This window comes from Methanospirillum sp., from assembly GCF_035406105.1.
GTDB lineage: Archaea > Halobacteriota > Methanomicrobia > Methanomicrobiales > Methanospirillaceae > Methanospirillum.
The window spans coordinates 1-15,727 of sequence record NZ_DAONKG010000036.1; the positions used below are offsets into that span (position 1 = coordinate 1).

General features: G+C 44.4%; 17 protein-coding genes and 1 pseudogene. 10 read left to right on the forward strand and 8 right to left on the reverse strand.

Translation table 11 applies throughout. The annotated features are described in order from the left end of the window. A pseudogene (locus PLA23_RS03475) lies at window positions 1–258 on the reverse strand (archaeosine biosynthesis radical SAM protein RaSEA); the annotation flags it as partial. A gap of 194 nt (window positions 259–452) precedes the next feature. Between PLA23_RS03475 and PLA23_RS03480 the strand changes: the two are divergent. Next, the gene (locus PLA23_RS03480; protein ID WP_324329932.1) at window positions 453–1,664 is read left to right on the forward strand and encodes a hypothetical protein; all 1,212 of its coding nucleotides are present in this window, start codon (window positions 453–455) and stop codon (window positions 1,662–1,664) included. A 4-nt stretch (window positions 1,665–1,668) separates the two neighbouring features. Here PLA23_RS03480 and hypE read toward each other — a convergent pair whose 3' ends face one another. From hypE to PLA23_RS03510, 6 genes are all read right to left on the reverse strand, one after another. Next, on the reverse strand, window positions 1,669–2,664 hold the full coding sequence (hypE, locus tag PLA23_RS03485) for a hydrogenase expression/formation protein HypE (protein ID WP_324329933.1): 996 nt from the start codon (window positions 2,662–2,664) through the stop codon (window positions 1,669–1,671). Next, entirely contained in the window at window positions 2,665–3,000 is a 336-nt protein-coding gene (locus tag PLA23_RS03490) for a hydrogenase maturation nickel metallochaperone HypA/HybF (RefSeq protein WP_324329935.1), read from the reverse strand. A 135-nt stretch (window positions 3,001–3,135) separates the two neighbouring features. After that, a complete protein-coding gene (locus PLA23_RS03495; protein ID WP_324329937.1) occupies window positions 3,136–3,885 on the reverse strand; it encodes a small multi-drug export protein in 750 nt (249 codons plus the stop codon). 47 nt (window positions 3,886–3,932) lie between these two features. Then, window positions 3,933–5,000 carry a GHMP kinase gene (locus PLA23_RS03500; protein WP_324474048.1) on the reverse strand — a complete coding sequence of 356 codons (1,068 nt, stop codon included), beginning with the start codon at window positions 4,998–5,000 and terminating at the stop codon, window positions 3,933–3,935. Next, on the reverse strand, window positions 4,997–5,551 hold the full coding sequence (locus PLA23_RS03505; RefSeq protein WP_324474049.1) for a ferredoxin domain-containing protein: 555 nt from the start codon (window positions 5,549–5,551) through the stop codon (window positions 4,997–4,999). Before PLA23_RS03505 ends, PLA23_RS03500 begins: the two co-directional genes overlap by 4 nt. A 35-nt stretch (window positions 5,552–5,586) precedes the next feature. Then, the gene (locus tag PLA23_RS03510) at window positions 5,587–6,711 is read right to left on the reverse strand and encodes a hypothetical protein (protein WP_324329942.1); all 1,125 of its coding nucleotides are present in this window, start codon (window positions 6,709–6,711) and stop codon (window positions 5,587–5,589) included. Between the two features lie 87 nt (window positions 6,712–6,798). Between PLA23_RS03510 and PLA23_RS03515 the strand changes: the two genes are divergently transcribed. The 6 genes from PLA23_RS03515 to PLA23_RS03540 all read left to right on the forward strand — a co-directional run bounded on the left by PLA23_RS03515 (window position 6,799) and on the right by PLA23_RS03540 (window position 11,664). Further along, window positions 6,799–8,244 carry a hydantoinase/oxoprolinase family protein gene (locus PLA23_RS03515; RefSeq protein ID WP_324329944.1) on the forward strand — a complete coding sequence of 482 codons (1,446 nt, stop codon included), beginning with the start codon at window positions 6,799–6,801 and terminating at the stop codon, window positions 8,242–8,244. Next, entirely contained in the window at window positions 8,241–9,335 is a 1,095-nt protein-coding gene (locus PLA23_RS03520) for a histone deacetylase family protein (RefSeq protein ID WP_324474051.1), read from the forward strand. Before PLA23_RS03515 ends, PLA23_RS03520 begins: the two co-directional genes overlap by 4 nt. Window positions 9,336–9,398: 63 nt before the next feature. Beyond that, on the forward strand, window positions 9,399–9,686 hold the full coding sequence (locus PLA23_RS03525; protein WP_324328065.1) for a glutaredoxin family protein: 288 nt from the start codon (window positions 9,399–9,401) through the stop codon (window positions 9,684–9,686). Beyond that, window positions 9,683–10,186 carry a ferredoxin-thioredoxin reductase catalytic domain-containing protein gene (locus PLA23_RS03530; RefSeq protein WP_324328062.1) on the forward strand — a complete coding sequence of 168 codons (504 nt, stop codon included), beginning with the start codon at window positions 9,683–9,685 and terminating at the stop codon, window positions 10,184–10,186. The genes PLA23_RS03525 and PLA23_RS03530 overlap by 4 nt, the downstream gene beginning before the upstream one ends. Window positions 10,187–10,231: 45 nt before the next feature. Then, window positions 10,232–10,582: a hypothetical protein gene (locus PLA23_RS03535; RefSeq protein ID WP_324328060.1), complete on the forward strand. Its 351-nt coding sequence runs from the start codon at window positions 10,232–10,234 to the stop codon at window positions 10,580–10,582. A 56-nt stretch (window positions 10,583–10,638) separates the two neighbouring features. Further along, a complete protein-coding gene (locus PLA23_RS03540; RefSeq protein ID WP_324328058.1) occupies window positions 10,639–11,664 on the forward strand; it encodes a sensor histidine kinase in 1,026 nt (341 codons plus the stop codon). A 1-nt stretch (window position 11,665) separates the two neighbouring features. Here the strand turns inward: PLA23_RS03540 and PLA23_RS03545 are convergent, their stop codons facing one another. After that, window positions 11,666–12,745: a methyltransferase gene (locus PLA23_RS03545; RefSeq protein WP_324328056.1), complete on the reverse strand. Its 1,080-nt coding sequence runs from the start codon at window positions 12,743–12,745 to the stop codon at window positions 11,666–11,668. Window positions 12,746–12,891: 146 nt separating this feature from the next. Between PLA23_RS03545 and PLA23_RS03550 the strand changes: the two genes are divergently transcribed. Genes PLA23_RS03550 through hisA form a run of 3 tightly spaced genes read left to right on the forward strand, consistent with a single transcriptional unit; the run spans window position 12,892 to window position 15,716 of the window. Further along, window positions 12,892–14,094, forward strand: coding sequence for a methionine adenosyltransferase (locus tag PLA23_RS03550; protein WP_324328054.1), 1,203 nt, complete (start codon window positions 12,892–12,894; stop codon window positions 14,092–14,094). Continuing rightward, on the forward strand, window positions 14,094–14,996 hold the full coding sequence (gene hisG / locus PLA23_RS03555) for an ATP phosphoribosyltransferase (RefSeq protein WP_324328052.1): 903 nt from the start codon (window positions 14,094–14,096) through the stop codon (window positions 14,994–14,996). The genes PLA23_RS03550 and hisG overlap by 1 nt, the downstream gene beginning before the upstream one ends. A 9-nt stretch (window positions 14,997–15,005) precedes the next feature. Further along, window positions 15,006–15,716, forward strand: a complete 711-nt coding sequence (hisA, locus tag PLA23_RS03560) for a 1-(5-phosphoribosyl)-5-[(5-phosphoribosylamino)methylideneamino]imidazole-4-carboxamide isomerase (protein ID WP_324474052.1) — start codon at window positions 15,006–15,008, stop codon at window positions 15,714–15,716. Window positions 15,717–15,727: the final 11 nt, after the last annotated feature.

A 15,727-nucleotide genomic window follows, 5' to 3' on the forward strand; every position in this document is an offset into this window, starting at 1 on the left:
ATATACCTTTACCACCTGTGGCTTTTCGTGTTCAATCTGTTCTTTCAACCGGTGTATCTGTGCCATCATCAACCGACTGAGTTCTGGTTTTTCCACTCCTGTAAACCGTTCATGACGATACTGACAGATTCTGCACCGGTTCCAGGAACATCCACCAGAACGGATTATTGCAGTCACACTGGTGTGGATCTCATTGTCTATCCTATCCTGTCCGGACCAGAGTGCAAGGGGTTCTTCAGGGTTTTTTATGGGTTTCATACTTTTCTCAACGTTCCAGTAATTATTTGAAATCAGCCAGTCTCAATTCCGGAGATCGCGCATCTGGTATCTGACTCTTCCGTATTCATCTCTTCTCTCATCCTTCAAACAGACGGGTATTCATTACATGACCAACAATATATTAGGATCGAGAGTTCCACAATATTGACCAACCCGACGAGAGGACCTATCATATGAATTTCCATTATGTACAATCGGCAATAACACTGGTTCTCCTCCTTCTTTTGTGTGGACCAGTCAGCGCATATTATCTCTCAATCGATGCACCCGCCCAAGTAAAGGTAGGTGAACCGATTATGGTAACCGTATCCACAAACACTCCACCTCCGGACAAAATCGATGTTGTATTTTCCCATTCGCTCAATGTTCCGATTGAAATTGAGAGACAATCGGTTCAGATAACTGAAAAGGGTGATACGACTTTTAATGTAACCTTTAAAACTGATGGTCTTGAAAAGGGCAATTATAAAGTAGAAGGCCTATCCCAGTCACAGAGGGATTTTTCAGCAGGTTCCCGTTCGATACGGGTTGTAAAACTGATTGATCGATCTGATATGATAACGTTGACCTCTCCCAAATGGCAGGAATTTGATAAAACCTTGTTAATCGAAGCAAAGATTTCAGGGTATAAAGAAAATGCCATTCAGATGGAGGTTATAAAGGATCATCAGACGGTCTTCGGTCCTGAATCAATTCCGGTTTCAGGTGGAAAAGTAAAATATGAGCTTCCAATTCAGGAACCTGGAACGTACGAGGTATCGTTTACCGATTATGATGGTTTTATTGGGAAATACGCTATTGTATCAGAAGAGAAAGACCAGTATCATCTGACGGGACCCATCGAAACAGAGAGTCATGATATAATATCGGCTGAAACAAAGGAACCTGAAACAGAAGAGACACTCAAGCCTTCCGCCACTGTTCCACCAAAAAAATCAGAAAAAATTACCGGTGTGTCAGCGCAGGCTGATATTTCCAGAGACAACCCCGCATTTTTTATCATTACCACAAATTCCACACCGCTTATCATCCAGGCAACCGGAAATACCGATCTTGTTTTTGAGTATAAAACATCCCCTGATGGTGCAAGTGTGAAAGTGAATGATGAAATGGGCCCTCTGCCTGAGACGGTGACTATAACCGACCAGGTGTCAGAAATATATCTGAAGGCATATCCGTACAGCTATAAAGCTGCAGAAAAAGTAACAATTACGGCAGATAAAGCAGATACCATTGTATTGTCCGATACTGCCGCAAAGGCATTCGGAGTTCCGCCCAGGTATGGAAGCGAGGATGGGTCCAAAGAAAAACAAACACCCTTTCCGACAATTTTGATTGTTGTTAGTCTGATTATCGGACTTACGATGTATATAAAAAGAAAATAATTTTTTAACAGACCCGTGGAACCGGATCACCCATGGGTGGTTCAATAAACCGTTCCCCCCCGGCGGTGGTTTCCATAATCACTCCGTTTCCTTCTGTTACTGTTCCGATGATTGCTGCATCCTTCCCGTACTGATGACTCTTGAGACTTTTCAGAATTGTTTCTGCATCATCGGCAGGAACTCCCATGACTACTTTTCCTTCATTGGCTACTTCAAGTGGATCAATACCCAGGAGCTGGGATGCAGCCCGTACTGATGAACGAATCGGAATACACTCTTCAACGATACGCACCATAACCCTGGACTTTTTCGCCATCTCGTTTATGGCACTAGCAAAACCTCCCCGTGTTGGATCTTTCATTGCATGAATTGTTCCAACGCTCATAGCCGCATGAACCATGCCTGAGAGCGGTGCCACGTCAGATATGATCTGATCAGCAAAGTCAAACTCTTCTCTGCTTGCAAGAACCGCAAAACCATGATCACCAAGTGTCCCGGATACGATGATTGCATCCCCCGGTTGTAGTCCGTTATCCCTGATGATTGTTTCAGCAACTCCAATACCAGCTGTATTTATTGCAATCTGGTCAAGAGCGCCCTTCTCCATGACTTTGGTATCTCCGGTCACAAGTGATACGTTCCCTTCTGAAAGGGCTTTATCCATAGAATCTACAATTTTCGATAGTATATCAAAATCAAATCCTTCTTCAACGATTAAGCCGCAGGAGAGAGCAAGGGGCCTTCCTCCCATCATGGTGATATCATTTATGGTCCCGCAGACTGATATTCGTCCGATATCTCCCCCAGGGAAAAAGAGTGGCCGGACAACATGCGAGTCGGTCGTGAAGACTACCTGCTGGTTACCGACAGGTATTACAGCCCCGTCATCAAGTGCCTCAAGTCCGATTCCCCCTGCATTGGTATTTGAAATCTTTGAAAAGAGGCTGATGACCTCTCCCATGACTTCCCCCCCTGCTCCATGCATCAACGATATTTTCATTTAATCTGCCTCAACTTCGATTCGTGTAACAACAACTTCTTTTCCTTTTACGATCTCCGGAAGTTGTCCGCACTCCGGGCAGACAAAAATTTCACTTCCGACATATCCACATACGCACCGTGTCTGGGGTGCAACCGTTGTGCAGGTCAGTTTAGCATCCCTGAATAAGGGGTCATCCTCAACAATAGTGGTAAATAAAAATTCCACCTGTTCGGGATTTATCATGGAAAGCTCTCCGACATCCACATAAATGTGGGTTATCGATGTTGCATTGTTATCAAGCGCAGCTCTTCGTGATGTGACAACGATATCATAGGCAATTCCATACTCATGCATCAGAAAAAGACTCCTGCACAAAGGGTTTGTCGGATCCAAGGTGTACCCGAGACAAGTTAAAGGGTGCGAAATGAAACCGGGTGATATAATTTGAAAACATATCGGGAAAATAATTAAGTCTTCTGGTAAAAATCATCATTCTCTTTTTTTACTATCGGAAAGACGATGGATACTATCTGATATGCTCCTGAGGATACGGTGACCGGTTCTAGTTTTATAAATCCCGTATGACAGAAGCGGAAGAACAATGATAATACAAATCACTCCTGCGAGAACATACCAGACATTCATGTCAAAATACTCTTGGAGGGCATATACCGAATATCCTATCAGAAAACTGGATAATAGTGAACCAATAGTTATTGCTGCAAAGATCTCAATTGACTTTAAGCCAAGCATCTTCCCGATGATTGATCCACTCACCGATCCCGTTCCCTGAAGTGGAAAGAACACAAATAATGTCAGACCAATAAAGTACAATTGTTCAAGCCATCTGTGCTGTGCCAGATATAATTCCCCTTTTTTAATCAGATACCGTATGATATTCCCAAGATACGGAACATTACAAATCAGTTCAAAATTCCAGATCATGAAGAGACAACATGCGATATCCACCATGACAATTGAGAGGCACATGACCTGAAATGGAAACCCCAGGGCAATCCCGGCAGGAATTATACTCTCTTTCCCGGCAGGGGGAACAAAGTACAATAATAAAAGGCCACCCAGCTGGAGGGCAGTCGTATCATCATACAGCCAGAAGATCACTCCAATCAGGGCGCCTGCCACCAAAAACGGGATAGTCAGGCGTAAGATACGGTTTATGAGAGGAGAAAACCAGATAAGTCCTCCAGATAGAGTGCAGCCGAGGGGTTTTAAATCCATGAATTCGTGTCACCAGAATGTAAAAAATACAGTATATGATAGGTATGTCAGAGATATAAAAGGCCGGAATTATTCACTTTTGTACTGACAGCAATTTCCAGCTGGAGTGGTTGTAACAGAGTTGAGAGGACATCGCGTGACATATCGGTAATGACTGCGATAGAAGGTCCGACTGAGCTCATCCCAATAAATTCAAGACCTGCTTTTCGTAGTCTATGCATGTACTGGTATAATTCAAATGAATGATGTTCAATTTCCGCCCGCTTTGATCCCCGAAATTCCATCTCCCACATGGAATCACCCATTTTTTTCAGGTCACCACTATTCAGAGCCGGTATAAAATCCATCATGACGATATATGCCTTCAGTTCTCGATCCCGATAATCTAGCGAACGGGCCTTGTTCATCAGAAGCGAAAATTCCTCTTCTCCGGCAGAGGAGATGGAACTTGGAGGTATAACAATGTGGACATTCTTTCCTTCAGCAAACGGGTGCTGATGAACGATAGTGAGATTGTCACCCAGAATGGCCATACCTCCCCTGCCACTTACCGCAGGTCCCACACCCGTCTCAAATCCATATGCAATCAGTCCCCCTTCTGTTTCCTCAACATAATTATTACCGATGAGGATTCTGAGCTGATCAAGGGTTAACGGATCACCAAGCGCCCGGTTGACCGCTGCAGAAAGAGCGGTAAGTATAGTGCTTGTGGAGCCAAGTCCCACATGTTTATAATCATGGTCTTTTGCAGTGACAGCAAACCCGCCGGTATAGCCTACCGTTTTAGAAAAAACAGATAGAAAATGTCTGATTATTGCGGGACGTGAGTAATTAATTTCAAACCCGTTATCAATACATCTGACTTCTACTTCTGCGTACACTTCTATGGCAAATCCTATACCGCCACCACCCGGATGTCCGGGCGCGAACCGGTTCATATCCAGTACAGTCAGGTGAATTCTGCCAGGTGCCTTTGTCCTGATTGTATTCTTTGATGGAGAAAGGGGATAGTTACCTTCATATCCACAGGTGTTCATATTCTCGCCTGGATAAAATGAGGTAAATTCATACTCTACCAGATCCAGATCTCCACCACGGATCTTCAGAATGGTCATGATACCGGCCTCCGGTCAAAGAAGATATTTTTCCCGGTCGCTGAAAGCGGGATACCATACGCACAGGTACAGTCAGGAAGCATATGAAGTGATAACGCTGCAACACCGGCGGTAAAGAGGATTCGGTTGTCAGCATTATGAATCTGTGCTGTTTTGGCAGCTGAGCCTGTGGCGATACCAAGGTCTGCCATTCTGATTACACAGTTAGGCCCGGAAAAGAGGGATAATACCGGGCTTTTGGATACTTTCTCCCGCATCTCCTTACAGGTCCGAAAACCACATCCTCCACAATTCAGTCCGAGATCTTCAGTTCCCCTGCATCCAATAAGAAGACAGACGACACTGTCCCGTATGTTCTGTGCATCACGTGGAAATGGCGGAAGTCCAGTCTTGTTACCGATTGCGATCATCTCATCAGCAATCCGATCCAGGTCTTCCCCATAGATTATCCGTGTTACAATCGTGTCAACACCTTTGCCCTTCGGTGCTGTCCGTGCAGAGACTGCCATAAGTGATGCAATGAGCATCATGGCATCCTGTTCAGGATCCATAACCAGAATATTCTGATGAGTATTTATGTTCACTGTTACCTTACTCGGGTATGATGATTGATATAAGAGAGAATGGCACTGTAGGCCATCTCTGAACCATGATATGCCTCCTGCCGGGCCGGGTCAGGTTCCGCCATCGCACGCGTTTTCATCTCTTCATATTCCTGGAGCAGGAAATTCATGAACAAAAATAGATCCGAATTATCATGCCCGAACCGCTCAACGGCAAGACCACACGCACGGTCCCAGCCCTGTTTTGCATATGATGACAGGTTGTATTTCGTCGGGCTGTGTTTCATCTCAATCAGCATCTCCAGCATCTCATCCGGACTGATCGCTCCTTTATGCTCCCTGAACTGTGAAGTGACTTTCCTAAAAAACTCGCTCCATTCATTATTCCATCGTTCCTGTAATTGTTCAGGATATTCTTCATCATGCTTTGGAATCCGTTTGATATACATCTTCGATATTTCACTCTCAAATCCTTCGACAGCCTGAGGAAATGAGAATAAAATTGCAATCTTTCCATCTGGATCCAGTTGTGATGTGTATATGACGGAATACGGCACGATAATATAATCTCTTGATTTAAGTTTTACGATGAGGCGATTATTTGTTGCATATACCATACAGGATTCATAATAAAAATCATCAAACCAGACCTGCATTTTTTCCCGCGTTTTTACAATCTCAAACTGGTCAAGTCCTTCTGTTGATCTGAAAACCCCCTCAATTAGCAGCAGCTCATCTTCCTGTTCCTGCAGTGACTGTTTCCTGGAAGCAATCTCTGACTGGTATTGATGAACCTGTGAATTGATGAACCGCTTCCAGAAATTTGGCCATTTGGGATCGTCAAGTATCGTCAGCCCTCCTCCTTCTTTTCTTTTCAACCCATGCATGAATATGCGGACATACTCTTCTTTCCCATCAAAAAACCGCATCGGAGTATTACATCTGATACAGAGGTAGGTATTGTTCTCAACATAAATCTCATGAACAAGCTCATACGATAATTTTATAAGCTGGTTCTTTTGGTTTTTGATGATAAGACGATAATTTGTCACGTAAAATTTTGTGATAAAGCGGGTTTTTGGATTAAAAAATACGGCTGCAACTCCTTTTTTGAGTACTGTTTCCCCTTTCAGACAGCCGGTGCTCATGAGAATTTCCTTATATATGTGAAATTTTACAGAAGTGTATATGCATCATCTGATATATGTTGGGAATCTAAAAACCCGTGAGCAAGCATGTTTACCGGAATAGATATCGGGGGGACAAATACTGATATTGCTGTCATAGATTCTCAAATTAATACATATAAAGTACCTAATTCAGACGGGCTGGAGAATGCCCTTTCGAAAATTTCCACATTCGGGCGCCTTGCAGTCAGCACTTCCCAGCCATTAAATGAGATTATTACCGGTCATACCGCAGATATCCGGACAATAACCATACCTGGCCCGGGATTAGTATATCCGGGAGCAGTCAAAGGAGCAGTATCTCACCGGGGAGATATTGTTGAACCGATTGATCCCAATGAGATACAAAAGATCATAAAGGGGCAGCATGCACGGGCGATTGCAATTGCAGGGAAATTTTCAGTCAGAAATGATACTCTGGAAAAGCAGGTATATGATATTGTCTCACAATATTATTCAGATGAACAGATAGCAATCAGTTCTCCGATCGGTGCATTGGATTTTCCGGCACGAATCCATACAACAAAATTCAATGCCAGAATTAAAGGAAAAGTAGTCTCTCTTATCAGACAGATTCAACGGGTAAATCCTGATTTTTACTTTGTGACTTCAACCGGAGGTTTGACTTCACCATCCCGGGCCCTTTTAAATCCGATGGTGTTATTTCATTCAAGTCCTGCCACCGTTGCAAATGGGGCGTATTACCTGAGTAGGAATGAGAACTGTCTGGTGATTGATATCGGTGGAACAACTACTGAACTCGTACCACTCAAAGATGGAAAACCGGTCTATGAAAGCGTGGTACTGGATGGATCGAAAACACTCATCCGGGCAGTGTCGGCAACAAGTATTCCGTATGGTGGGGACTCCTGTATCAGGTCAGAGTTATGTCCTTTCAGGGCAGGAAATTCCCGCTCTTTTGGTGGTGGAGAACCAACCCTTACGGATGCATTGAATGTGATGGGTGCACGAATTGGAGATGCAGGTCGATCAGCAGTTTTGGATCACGCGGATGCTCAGCGTGCAGTGCACCAATATCTTGAGCTGGTCTCTTCAGCAGTAAAAGAGTATCACCCACATATTCTGGTCGGTACCGGATATCTCGCACACTACCTTCTCTCTGATATTGCTGAACGCGCGCAGACGACGGGTATTGTTCCTGAACATGCTGCATCTGCGAATGCCGTGGGTGCTGCGGTATCAAAAGTCAGTCTTGAAGTACATATTCACGTGGATACTGAACGAAAACGTCTGACTCTGAACGGACTTTCATATCCTTATAAAGATGCCCGGGATGAAGAACACCTGATTGCCTATGTCAAGGAACTTATCAGAGATATTGCGCGAAAAGAAGGGGCTCCTGAAGAAGATATCGCTGATATTCAGGTTCTCTCCTATTCTTCATATGATGTTGTCAGGGGATGGAGAGTGACAGCGACCATTACAGATATGATCCTTGCAATTGCTCCAGGAATATCAGTGGAGGCATTATGACCTGTGGTATAGTATATGCTCCATCATACCTGAATCATGAGCAAAGTCCGTCTCACCCGGAACGACGGGAACGATTGTCATACACTCTTGATCAGCTTGTAGAAGAGGGGATATTTGACCTGCCACAGATTACCCTTCTGACACCAAAACCTGCCACGAGAGATGATGTACTTCTCGTGCACACTCCGGAATATCTTCAGTTTCTGGAGAAGACTTCAATTACCGGTGGCATAATTGATGCTGATACTTATGTCCCCAAAGATCTGATACACGATGCCCTTCTTGCAGCCGGTGGAGCTATTACCGGAGCTGATGCGGTTCTCAATCAGGTGGTTAAAAACTGTTTCGTTCTTGCACGGCCTCCGGGTCATCATGCCGGACGATCTCAAGGGGCAGGTTTTTGTTATCTGAACAATGTGGCCATAATGGTTCGTCATCTTCAGCGCCGGGGTCTGCGGCGGATTATGATCCTGGACTGGGATGCCCATCACGGGAATGGCACAGAAGAGATTTTCTACGATGATCCGTCGGTCCTTTTTTGTTCTGTTCACCAATATCCCTTCTACCCGGGTTCAGGCCGCTTTGAGGACATTGGTGTCGGTGATGGAAAAGGATATAATATCAATCTGCCCATACCTGCAGGGAGTTCAGACAAGGTCTATCAGTATCTTCTTGAAGAGATAATACTCCCTCTCGCAGACGAGTATATGCCTGATGCAATTGCAATATCAGCCGGTCAGGACAATCATTTCACTGATCCGCTCACAGGTCTTGCCCTTACCGCGCACGGGTATGCAGGACTTATGCAGGAGATATGCATCCTTGCTGATTCTATCTGTTATGGCAGGATTATTGCGGTACTGGAAGGGGGATATAGCGTGGAGGGCGGTCTTCCCTATACAAATCTCGGACTTATCGCCGCAATGGCAGGTCTTGATATATCCAATATACGTGAGCCTGAGATTTATCAGGATATATTAGAGAAGGTAATATCCGAAGATGCCCTCCCCCAGGTGATTAAGATGGTTTCAGAACTGAAGAAAAAACTATCCGATCACTGGTATTTTATCCGTCGATATGATTTCAGGTAATCAGCTCATCGGAGAAATGGTATTCCTGCTCTTTTATTGCGGTAGAGAACAGATAGCACATGTATGACAATCACTCCGGTTCATGTTGCTGGAAGAGAAAAAGGATCGATCATGCTGTATGCCCTGTCAACCTGCATCCATTGTAAACAGACAAAAAAACTTCTAGACGAATTACAGGTTGCATATGATTACCTGTATGTGGACCAGCTCAGCCGTGCAGAGATGGATGAGATTCTTAAAGAGATTGAAAAGTATAACCCGCGGGGCTCATTTCCCACCCTGGTAATCAATAATTCAAAGGTGATTGTCGGGAGCAGACTTGATGAGATTAGAGAGGCGCTTACATCATGAACCAGGAGATATCAAAGGAAATAGTCCGTAAACGATATATTGAGCTGGATCAGGATGCAAAAAAGACCGGGTACTATCTCAATCCTGATAGAGTGTTTACAGAGGGGCTTGTTGAGGGACTTCTCATAAATGCCAGCAGGTACGGGTACGAATCCTGTCCCTGCAGACTGTCACGGGGAGATAAACAGGCAGATCTGGACATTATTTGTCCCTGTGATTATCGCGACGATGATATTAGTGAATTTGGGGCATGTTATTGCGGGCTCTATGTATCGGAGAGTATTGCCACACAAAAACTCCCAGTCCCCGTTGTTCCTGAACGACGATCCCCTGCTTTGGAGCGGGAAAAACCAGCATCATCACTAGTACAGGCAGGTACATTGCCCTATCCGGTGTATCGATGCAAAGTATGTGGATATCTCTGTGCACGGACAAATCCGCCGGAAAAGTGTCCTATCTGCAAGGCTGATAAAGATCGGTTTGAGATATTTCTCAGGTAGCCGTAACCAATATCCTCTTATCTTATTCTGGTGAAATTAATTGCCGTGACAATACCAGTACTTCTTGAGATAGTCGGATACAAAAATTCAGAATGTTCACCTTTTCCCTGCGATGAGAACAGAACCTGTGGGTTCTCCTCATGTGCCCCGTCCGGAAGCCTATTGAACGCTTTTGAAGCGCTAAAAAATGAAGTCTTTAAGGAATTTGGTGAAAAAGTCAGTGTACAGCTTACATTGCTGGATGATGGGGTTCCAGATTATATCAAACAGATTTATGAACGCGATCATCCTGCCATACCGATGATTCTTCTCCAGGGCAGGGTAATTCCTGTAGGCAGAATCTCATGGATTCCAATCAGGGATGCGATTATATCATTACCGGAAATGGAACGATAATCCTGATATTATACACCACACCAATTACTATCCTGAAAAGAAAGAGCGGTTAGAAGATGACCTTACAACCCCCCCCGGAAAACCCCTATCATGCTGCGCCTGTTATTGCGTTTGAGCGTATTAATTCTGACATCTGGAAAATAAGGAACATAACCGGGAATAATGTAAAGTATGGCATTTTAGTTGAACCATCGGATAAGGAGACAGATCTGTTACCTCATATTCACGCGGAAGATCAGGATCTTGTATCCCGGAAACTGGGTGCAGCCATCCTTCAGAAGAAGGATGGTATCGAGCTGAGATACCGGATTCGCGCAGGATCCTATTATCGATGGGTTGAGGAATACTGCTTTCTCTTATATGGTGATACTGGTGATCCGGTTCAGGCTCTCAGTTATCTGTGGATCAGCTCACTTCCGGTTGAATGGTCACTCCTCTGTAAGGGCTCTGAGATCTGGAATATATTAAATTCAAAAATTAGACATGATATCTTAAATCAATTGACCGCGATATTAGGCTATCTTGAGCTTTCAACTGATCTGATAACCGATCCGATGCTTATTGACTTTACTCAGAAGGAGCAGAATGCAGCCGAAAAAATCCGGGACCGGTTGATATTTACCCGTGAGTACCAAAAAATCGGACTGTTGGAATTTTCATGGGTATTCCTCTCTGATATTATTCAGGAAGCCTTAAATGAAATCGTAATGGAGCCTGTTGAGGTTGTGATTCAGACCGGAAATTCACAGGTGTATGTTGATAAAAATTTCCGCTTGGCCCTTGAAAAGATTTTAATCAATATACCGGAACATGCTACCGGAGCAACCAGGGTACAGATAACCATCGAATCATCAGATATCGGTGGAAAGCTGATTATTGAGGATAATGGATGCGGGATACTAGATCAGCATAAAACCAGAATTTTTGATCTTGGGTTTGGGAAAGGGAGCGGGTACGGGCTGTTCCTTGCAGAAAAGATATTATCAGTATTTGGTATCACGATTCAGGAGAACGGGGTATCAGGGAGGGGAGCACGGTTTGAATTAGGTATACCTTCTCATATCCTTGAGATTCGCTCCTAATTTATCTGATTTTCTGAGCGATCATCATCGTCACTCCATAATCTTTAATATAGGGATCAGATACCCGTTTGACTGATGAAATCTCAAGATTATGTTCTTTCAGGACAGAGCGGTATTCATCTGTCAGAAACTTTTTGTTTTTACTCCAGGTTTTTTTCGGAGTATGTGCATTATCAAAGGTCCAGAGCAGAAACTCAAGTTCCTGGATTGGATCATATGGAGCACTCTCATCTCCAGGTTGAATACTAACAAAATATCCTCCTGGTTTCAGTGCATCAGATATCTTTTCCACCATATCCGGACTCTTCCCACTCGGGTTTGAAGAGGAGAGAATAAGATCATAGTCCCGTCCGATTGGATCAACAAAAAAGTTACCTCCCATCGTCTGAACTCTGCTTCCGATATGATATCGTTTAATGTATTGTTCAGCCAAGGTAACCACGCCAGGCAGATCAAAAATTATTGCTGACAGATTTGGGTTTTTACATGCGAGTGCTATGGCATATAACCCATGCCCTCCACCCAGATCTATCATTTTTCTCATTGCTGAAAATGTGGGGAGGGATACAATGCTTCGTACCACCTCCTGAAGTCTTCCGCAGAGTGCATTCTGCGCCATCGACGGGAGTGAGAGATTTGCAAAGAACTGCTCCTCATTATAGGAAAGTGGGCCGGAACTAAGAATATCTGAAAGACCGAGCCAGAGATCCTTTATATGCTGCATGGATTTTTCAAGATACGCCCCCTGAAAATATGGTGATTGTTTTGTCAGATATGTAGATGCAAGTGGTGTGTTTTTGATCTTCCCGTTGTTCCACTCAACAAAGCCTGTTTTAACAAGAGATTTCACAAAATCTGTAACCGGATGGGGGTATTTGATAAGATCTTCAATATCTTTTTCAGACTTCCATTCCGTAAGTGCGTCAAATATTCCCAGTCTGACAGAGGCATCAATCAGGCAGAGAAGTCTTGCGCCCTGATTGAATTGATTCATCATATCAAAAAAAGAGCCTGGAGAGACGGGTGGGAATTCCCATAATGCTGTACAGTTATTATCCGGGTTATATGGTGCATCTTTCATGTCCTGCTTGTTCCTTCAAATCTTTTCTCTTGTTCGTGACCTGGGTATCTATCGGTAATCTCTTATTCCTTTGTCACCGAATTTGTACAGTATTCTGTACCTTCCCTTGGTATATCTTTCTGATTTAAATCGTACAGAGGTCTTTGATGAGTAGAAATATCGCAATTGAGATGCTGAACCAGATACCCGTTCAGGATCAGCAGATTGAACTGGTTGAGCGGAAATGCCTTGGCCATCCGGACAGTATTGCTGACGGAATTGCAGAAGCAGTCAGCCGTGCATTATGCAATACCTATATTGATCAATTTGGCGGAGTCCTTCACCACAATACCGACCAGGGTGAGATTGTAGCAGGAGAATCAATGCCACAGTTTGGTGGTGGAAAGATAATCAAGCCGATTTTTGTTCTTCTCGACGGTCGTGCAACCAAAGAGTTTAATGGAGAAAAAATACCGACTGATACGGTTGCCTTAAAGGCGGCAAAGGATTATCTCCGGTCACTTATTCCGGAACTGGATCTGGACCGGCATCTTATCATGGACTGTCGTCTTGGAACCGGGTCCACTGATTTACGTGATGTCTTTAAACCGGAGGAAGGAAAGATCCCCCGTGCAAATGACACATCATTTGGTGTATCATATGCTCCATTCTCTGATATTGAAAGATGTATCCGCGAAATTGCCTCATATATTGACACTACTCTCCGGCCAAAATATCCTGTATATGGGCAGGATATCAAGATTATGGGGCTTCGTCAGGGCGATTCCATCAAGCTTACCATCTGTTGTGCCATGGTTGACCGGTATGTCTCATCCCTCTCGGATTACATTAACTTCCGTGAGAAACTGGCTGAGGAATCACTTAAGGTAGCAAAGACCTGCACAGATAAGAAAGTTGAAGTTTATGTAAACACGGCCGACTGTGATAGAGAATGCAGTCTTTTCTTGACGGTAACCGGTACCTCTGCTGAAATGGGTGATGATGGATCGGTTGGCAGAGGCAACCGGGCAAATGGTCTTATTACACCCCACCGGCCGATGAGTATGGAAGCAACAAGTGGGAAAAACCCGATCAACCATATCGGAAAGATTTATAATCTACTCTCAAATGAGCTGGCACATACCTGTGTTAAGCAGGTCGATGGTATTGCGGAAATTCAGATCAGACTCCTCTCTCAGATCGGTGCTCCGATTGATCAGCCACTAGTAGCCAGTGCTCAGATCATTCCACATCCATCCTATACGGTAAAAGATATCGAACGAGATGTATACGAAATTATAGACACCGGTCTGGAAAACATCACCTCTATTACAGAACGTGTAATCAGAGGAGAATTAAAGACATTTTAATGACAAAAAAATCATCTCCGATCTTGGATCGGACTTCTATTTTTAAAGTCAGGATAGCGATACCAAACAAAGGACGCATATCAGTACCGATTCGGGAATTAATAGAGAAATCCGGTCTTGGAATAATTGATAATGGCGACCGGACCCTGATTGCACGAACCCGCGACCAGCACGTAGAAATACTTTATGCCCGTCCCATTGATATTCCTGAGTATGTTGCCTCAGGTGTTGCGGATTTAGGGATTACTGGTCATGACATGGTTGTGGAACGGGGTTCAAATGTTACAGAACTTCTCAATTTAGGATTTGGATCCGCATCAGTTGTGCTAGCCGTCCCGGATAATGCAGATTGTCACTCCCCTCACGACCTGGATGGAAAACGTGTTTCAACAGAGTTTCCTGCAATTAGCAAAAAATATTTTAAAAAGATAGGTATTAAACCAGTCATTGTGCCTGTTGGAGGGGCCTGTGAAGCAACTCCCTCTTTGGGTATTTCAGATGCAATTATCGACATCTCAAGTTCCGGAACCACGCTCCGTCAGAACCATCTGAAGATAATTGATACCGTTCTTGAGACCAGCACATATCTGATTGCAAACCCCCAATCCTGCATTGATAAAAAAGAGAAGATTGATGAGATTCATCTTGCACTTGAGAGCGTTTTAAACGCCAAGGGAAAATGCTATCTGATGATGAATGTGGCTCGCAGTTCTCTTGATGTCATCCGAATGATAATTCCTGGAATGGGTGGCCCTACCATTATGGATGTCGCTTCTTCTGCTGATATGGTTGCTGTTCATGCGGTGGTTGATGAAGAAAAGGTCTATCAGCTGATAAACCGCCTGAAACAGGCGGGTGCACGTGATATTCTGGTCATGAATATCGAACGTCTGATTAGGTGAGATACCATCATGATAGTATTCCCAGCGGTCGATATCCTTGGTGGGCGATGTGTGCAGCTTGTCCAGGGCAGACGTGATACTGCCACTATATATGGCGATCCCCTTCAGTGCGCAGAATCCTGGTTATCTCAGGGGGCTGAGGCCCTTCATATTGTAAATCTTGACGGTGCATTCGGATCGTCAAAACTCAATGCAGAAAAGATAACAGATCTTATCACCCGCACCGGTGTACAAACCCAGCTCGGAGGAGGAATCCGATCTCTTGATGACGCACGATCATGGCTTGACTGCGGGGTTGACCGGGTCATCCTTTCAACCTTTGCTGCTGATGATCCCGATTGTCTCACCATTCTTTCAGATGAATATGGGAGTGACCGGATTATGGCCGGGGTTGATGCGATGGCCGGAGAGATGGTTACTCATGGGTGGGAGAAGCCGGCTGGCAACTTCCTGGAATGGGCGGATCTTTTCATCAAAAAAGGTGCCGGTTCATTGTTATATACCAATGTCAGTGTCGAAGGTCTGTGCAGAGGAATTGATCCAAAGCCGATTCGTGAGCTTCTCAGTGTTGTAAGTGTGCCAGTGGTTGTTGCCGGCGGAATTACATCAGTCGCTGATATCACGCTCTTACGGGAGGCTGATGCTGCGGGTGTGGTCCTTGGCTCAGCTCTCTATTCCGGAAAGATTACGCTCCGCGAAGCACTGGAGGCAGCAGGATGAGAACCAGTAAG

Bases quoted from the DNA above. Each gene is read 5' to 3' on its own strand.
- PLA23_RS03480 (WP_324329932.1), top strand. From the start codon at position 453: ATGAATTTCCATTATGTACAATCGGCAATAACACTGGTTCTCCTCCTT.
- hypE (WP_324329933.1), bottom strand. From the start codon at position 2,664: ATGAAAATATCGTTGATGCATGGAGCAGGGGGGGAAGTCATGGGAGAG.
- PLA23_RS03490 (WP_324329935.1), bottom strand. From the start codon at position 3,000: ATGCATGAGTATGGAATTGCCTATGATATCGTTGTCACATCACGAAGA.
- PLA23_RS03495 (WP_324329937.1), bottom strand. From the start codon at position 3,885: ATGGATTTAAAACCCCTCGGCTGCACTCTATCTGGAGGACTTATCTGG.
- PLA23_RS03500 (WP_324474048.1), bottom strand. From the start codon at position 5,000: ATGACCATTCTGAAGATCCGTGGTGGAGATCTGGATCTGGTAGAGTAT.
- PLA23_RS03505 (WP_324474049.1), bottom strand. From the start codon at position 5,551: ATGGATCCTGAACAGGATGCCATGATGCTCATTGCATCACTTATGGCA.
- PLA23_RS03510 (WP_324329942.1), bottom strand. From the start codon at position 6,711: ATGAGCACCGGCTGTCTGAAAGGGGAAACAGTACTCAAAAAAGGAGTT.
- PLA23_RS03515 (WP_324329944.1), top strand. From the start codon at position 6,799: ATGTTTACCGGAATAGATATCGGGGGGACAAATACTGATATTGCTGTC.
- PLA23_RS03520 (WP_324474051.1), top strand. From the start codon at position 8,241: ATGACCTGTGGTATAGTATATGCTCCATCATACCTGAATCATGAGCAA.
- PLA23_RS03525 (WP_324328065.1), top strand. From the start codon at position 9,399: ATGACAATCACTCCGGTTCATGTTGCTGGAAGAGAAAAAGGATCGATC.
- PLA23_RS03530 (WP_324328062.1), top strand. From the start codon at position 9,683: ATGAACCAGGAGATATCAAAGGAAATAGTCCGTAAACGATATATTGAG.
- PLA23_RS03540 (WP_324328058.1), top strand. From the start codon at position 10,639: ATGACCTTACAACCCCCCCCGGAAAACCCCTATCATGCTGCGCCTGTT.
- PLA23_RS03545 (WP_324328056.1), bottom strand. From the start codon at position 12,745: ATGAAAGATGCACCATATAACCCGGATAATAACTGTACAGCATTATGG.
- PLA23_RS03550 (WP_324328054.1), top strand. From the start codon at position 12,892: ATGAGTAGAAATATCGCAATTGAGATGCTGAACCAGATACCCGTTCAG.
- hisG (WP_324328052.1), top strand. From the start codon at position 14,094: ATGACAAAAAAATCATCTCCGATCTTGGATCGGACTTCTATTTTTAAA.
- hisA (WP_324474052.1), top strand. From the start codon at position 15,006: ATGATAGTATTCCCAGCGGTCGATATCCTTGGTGGGCGATGTGTGCAG.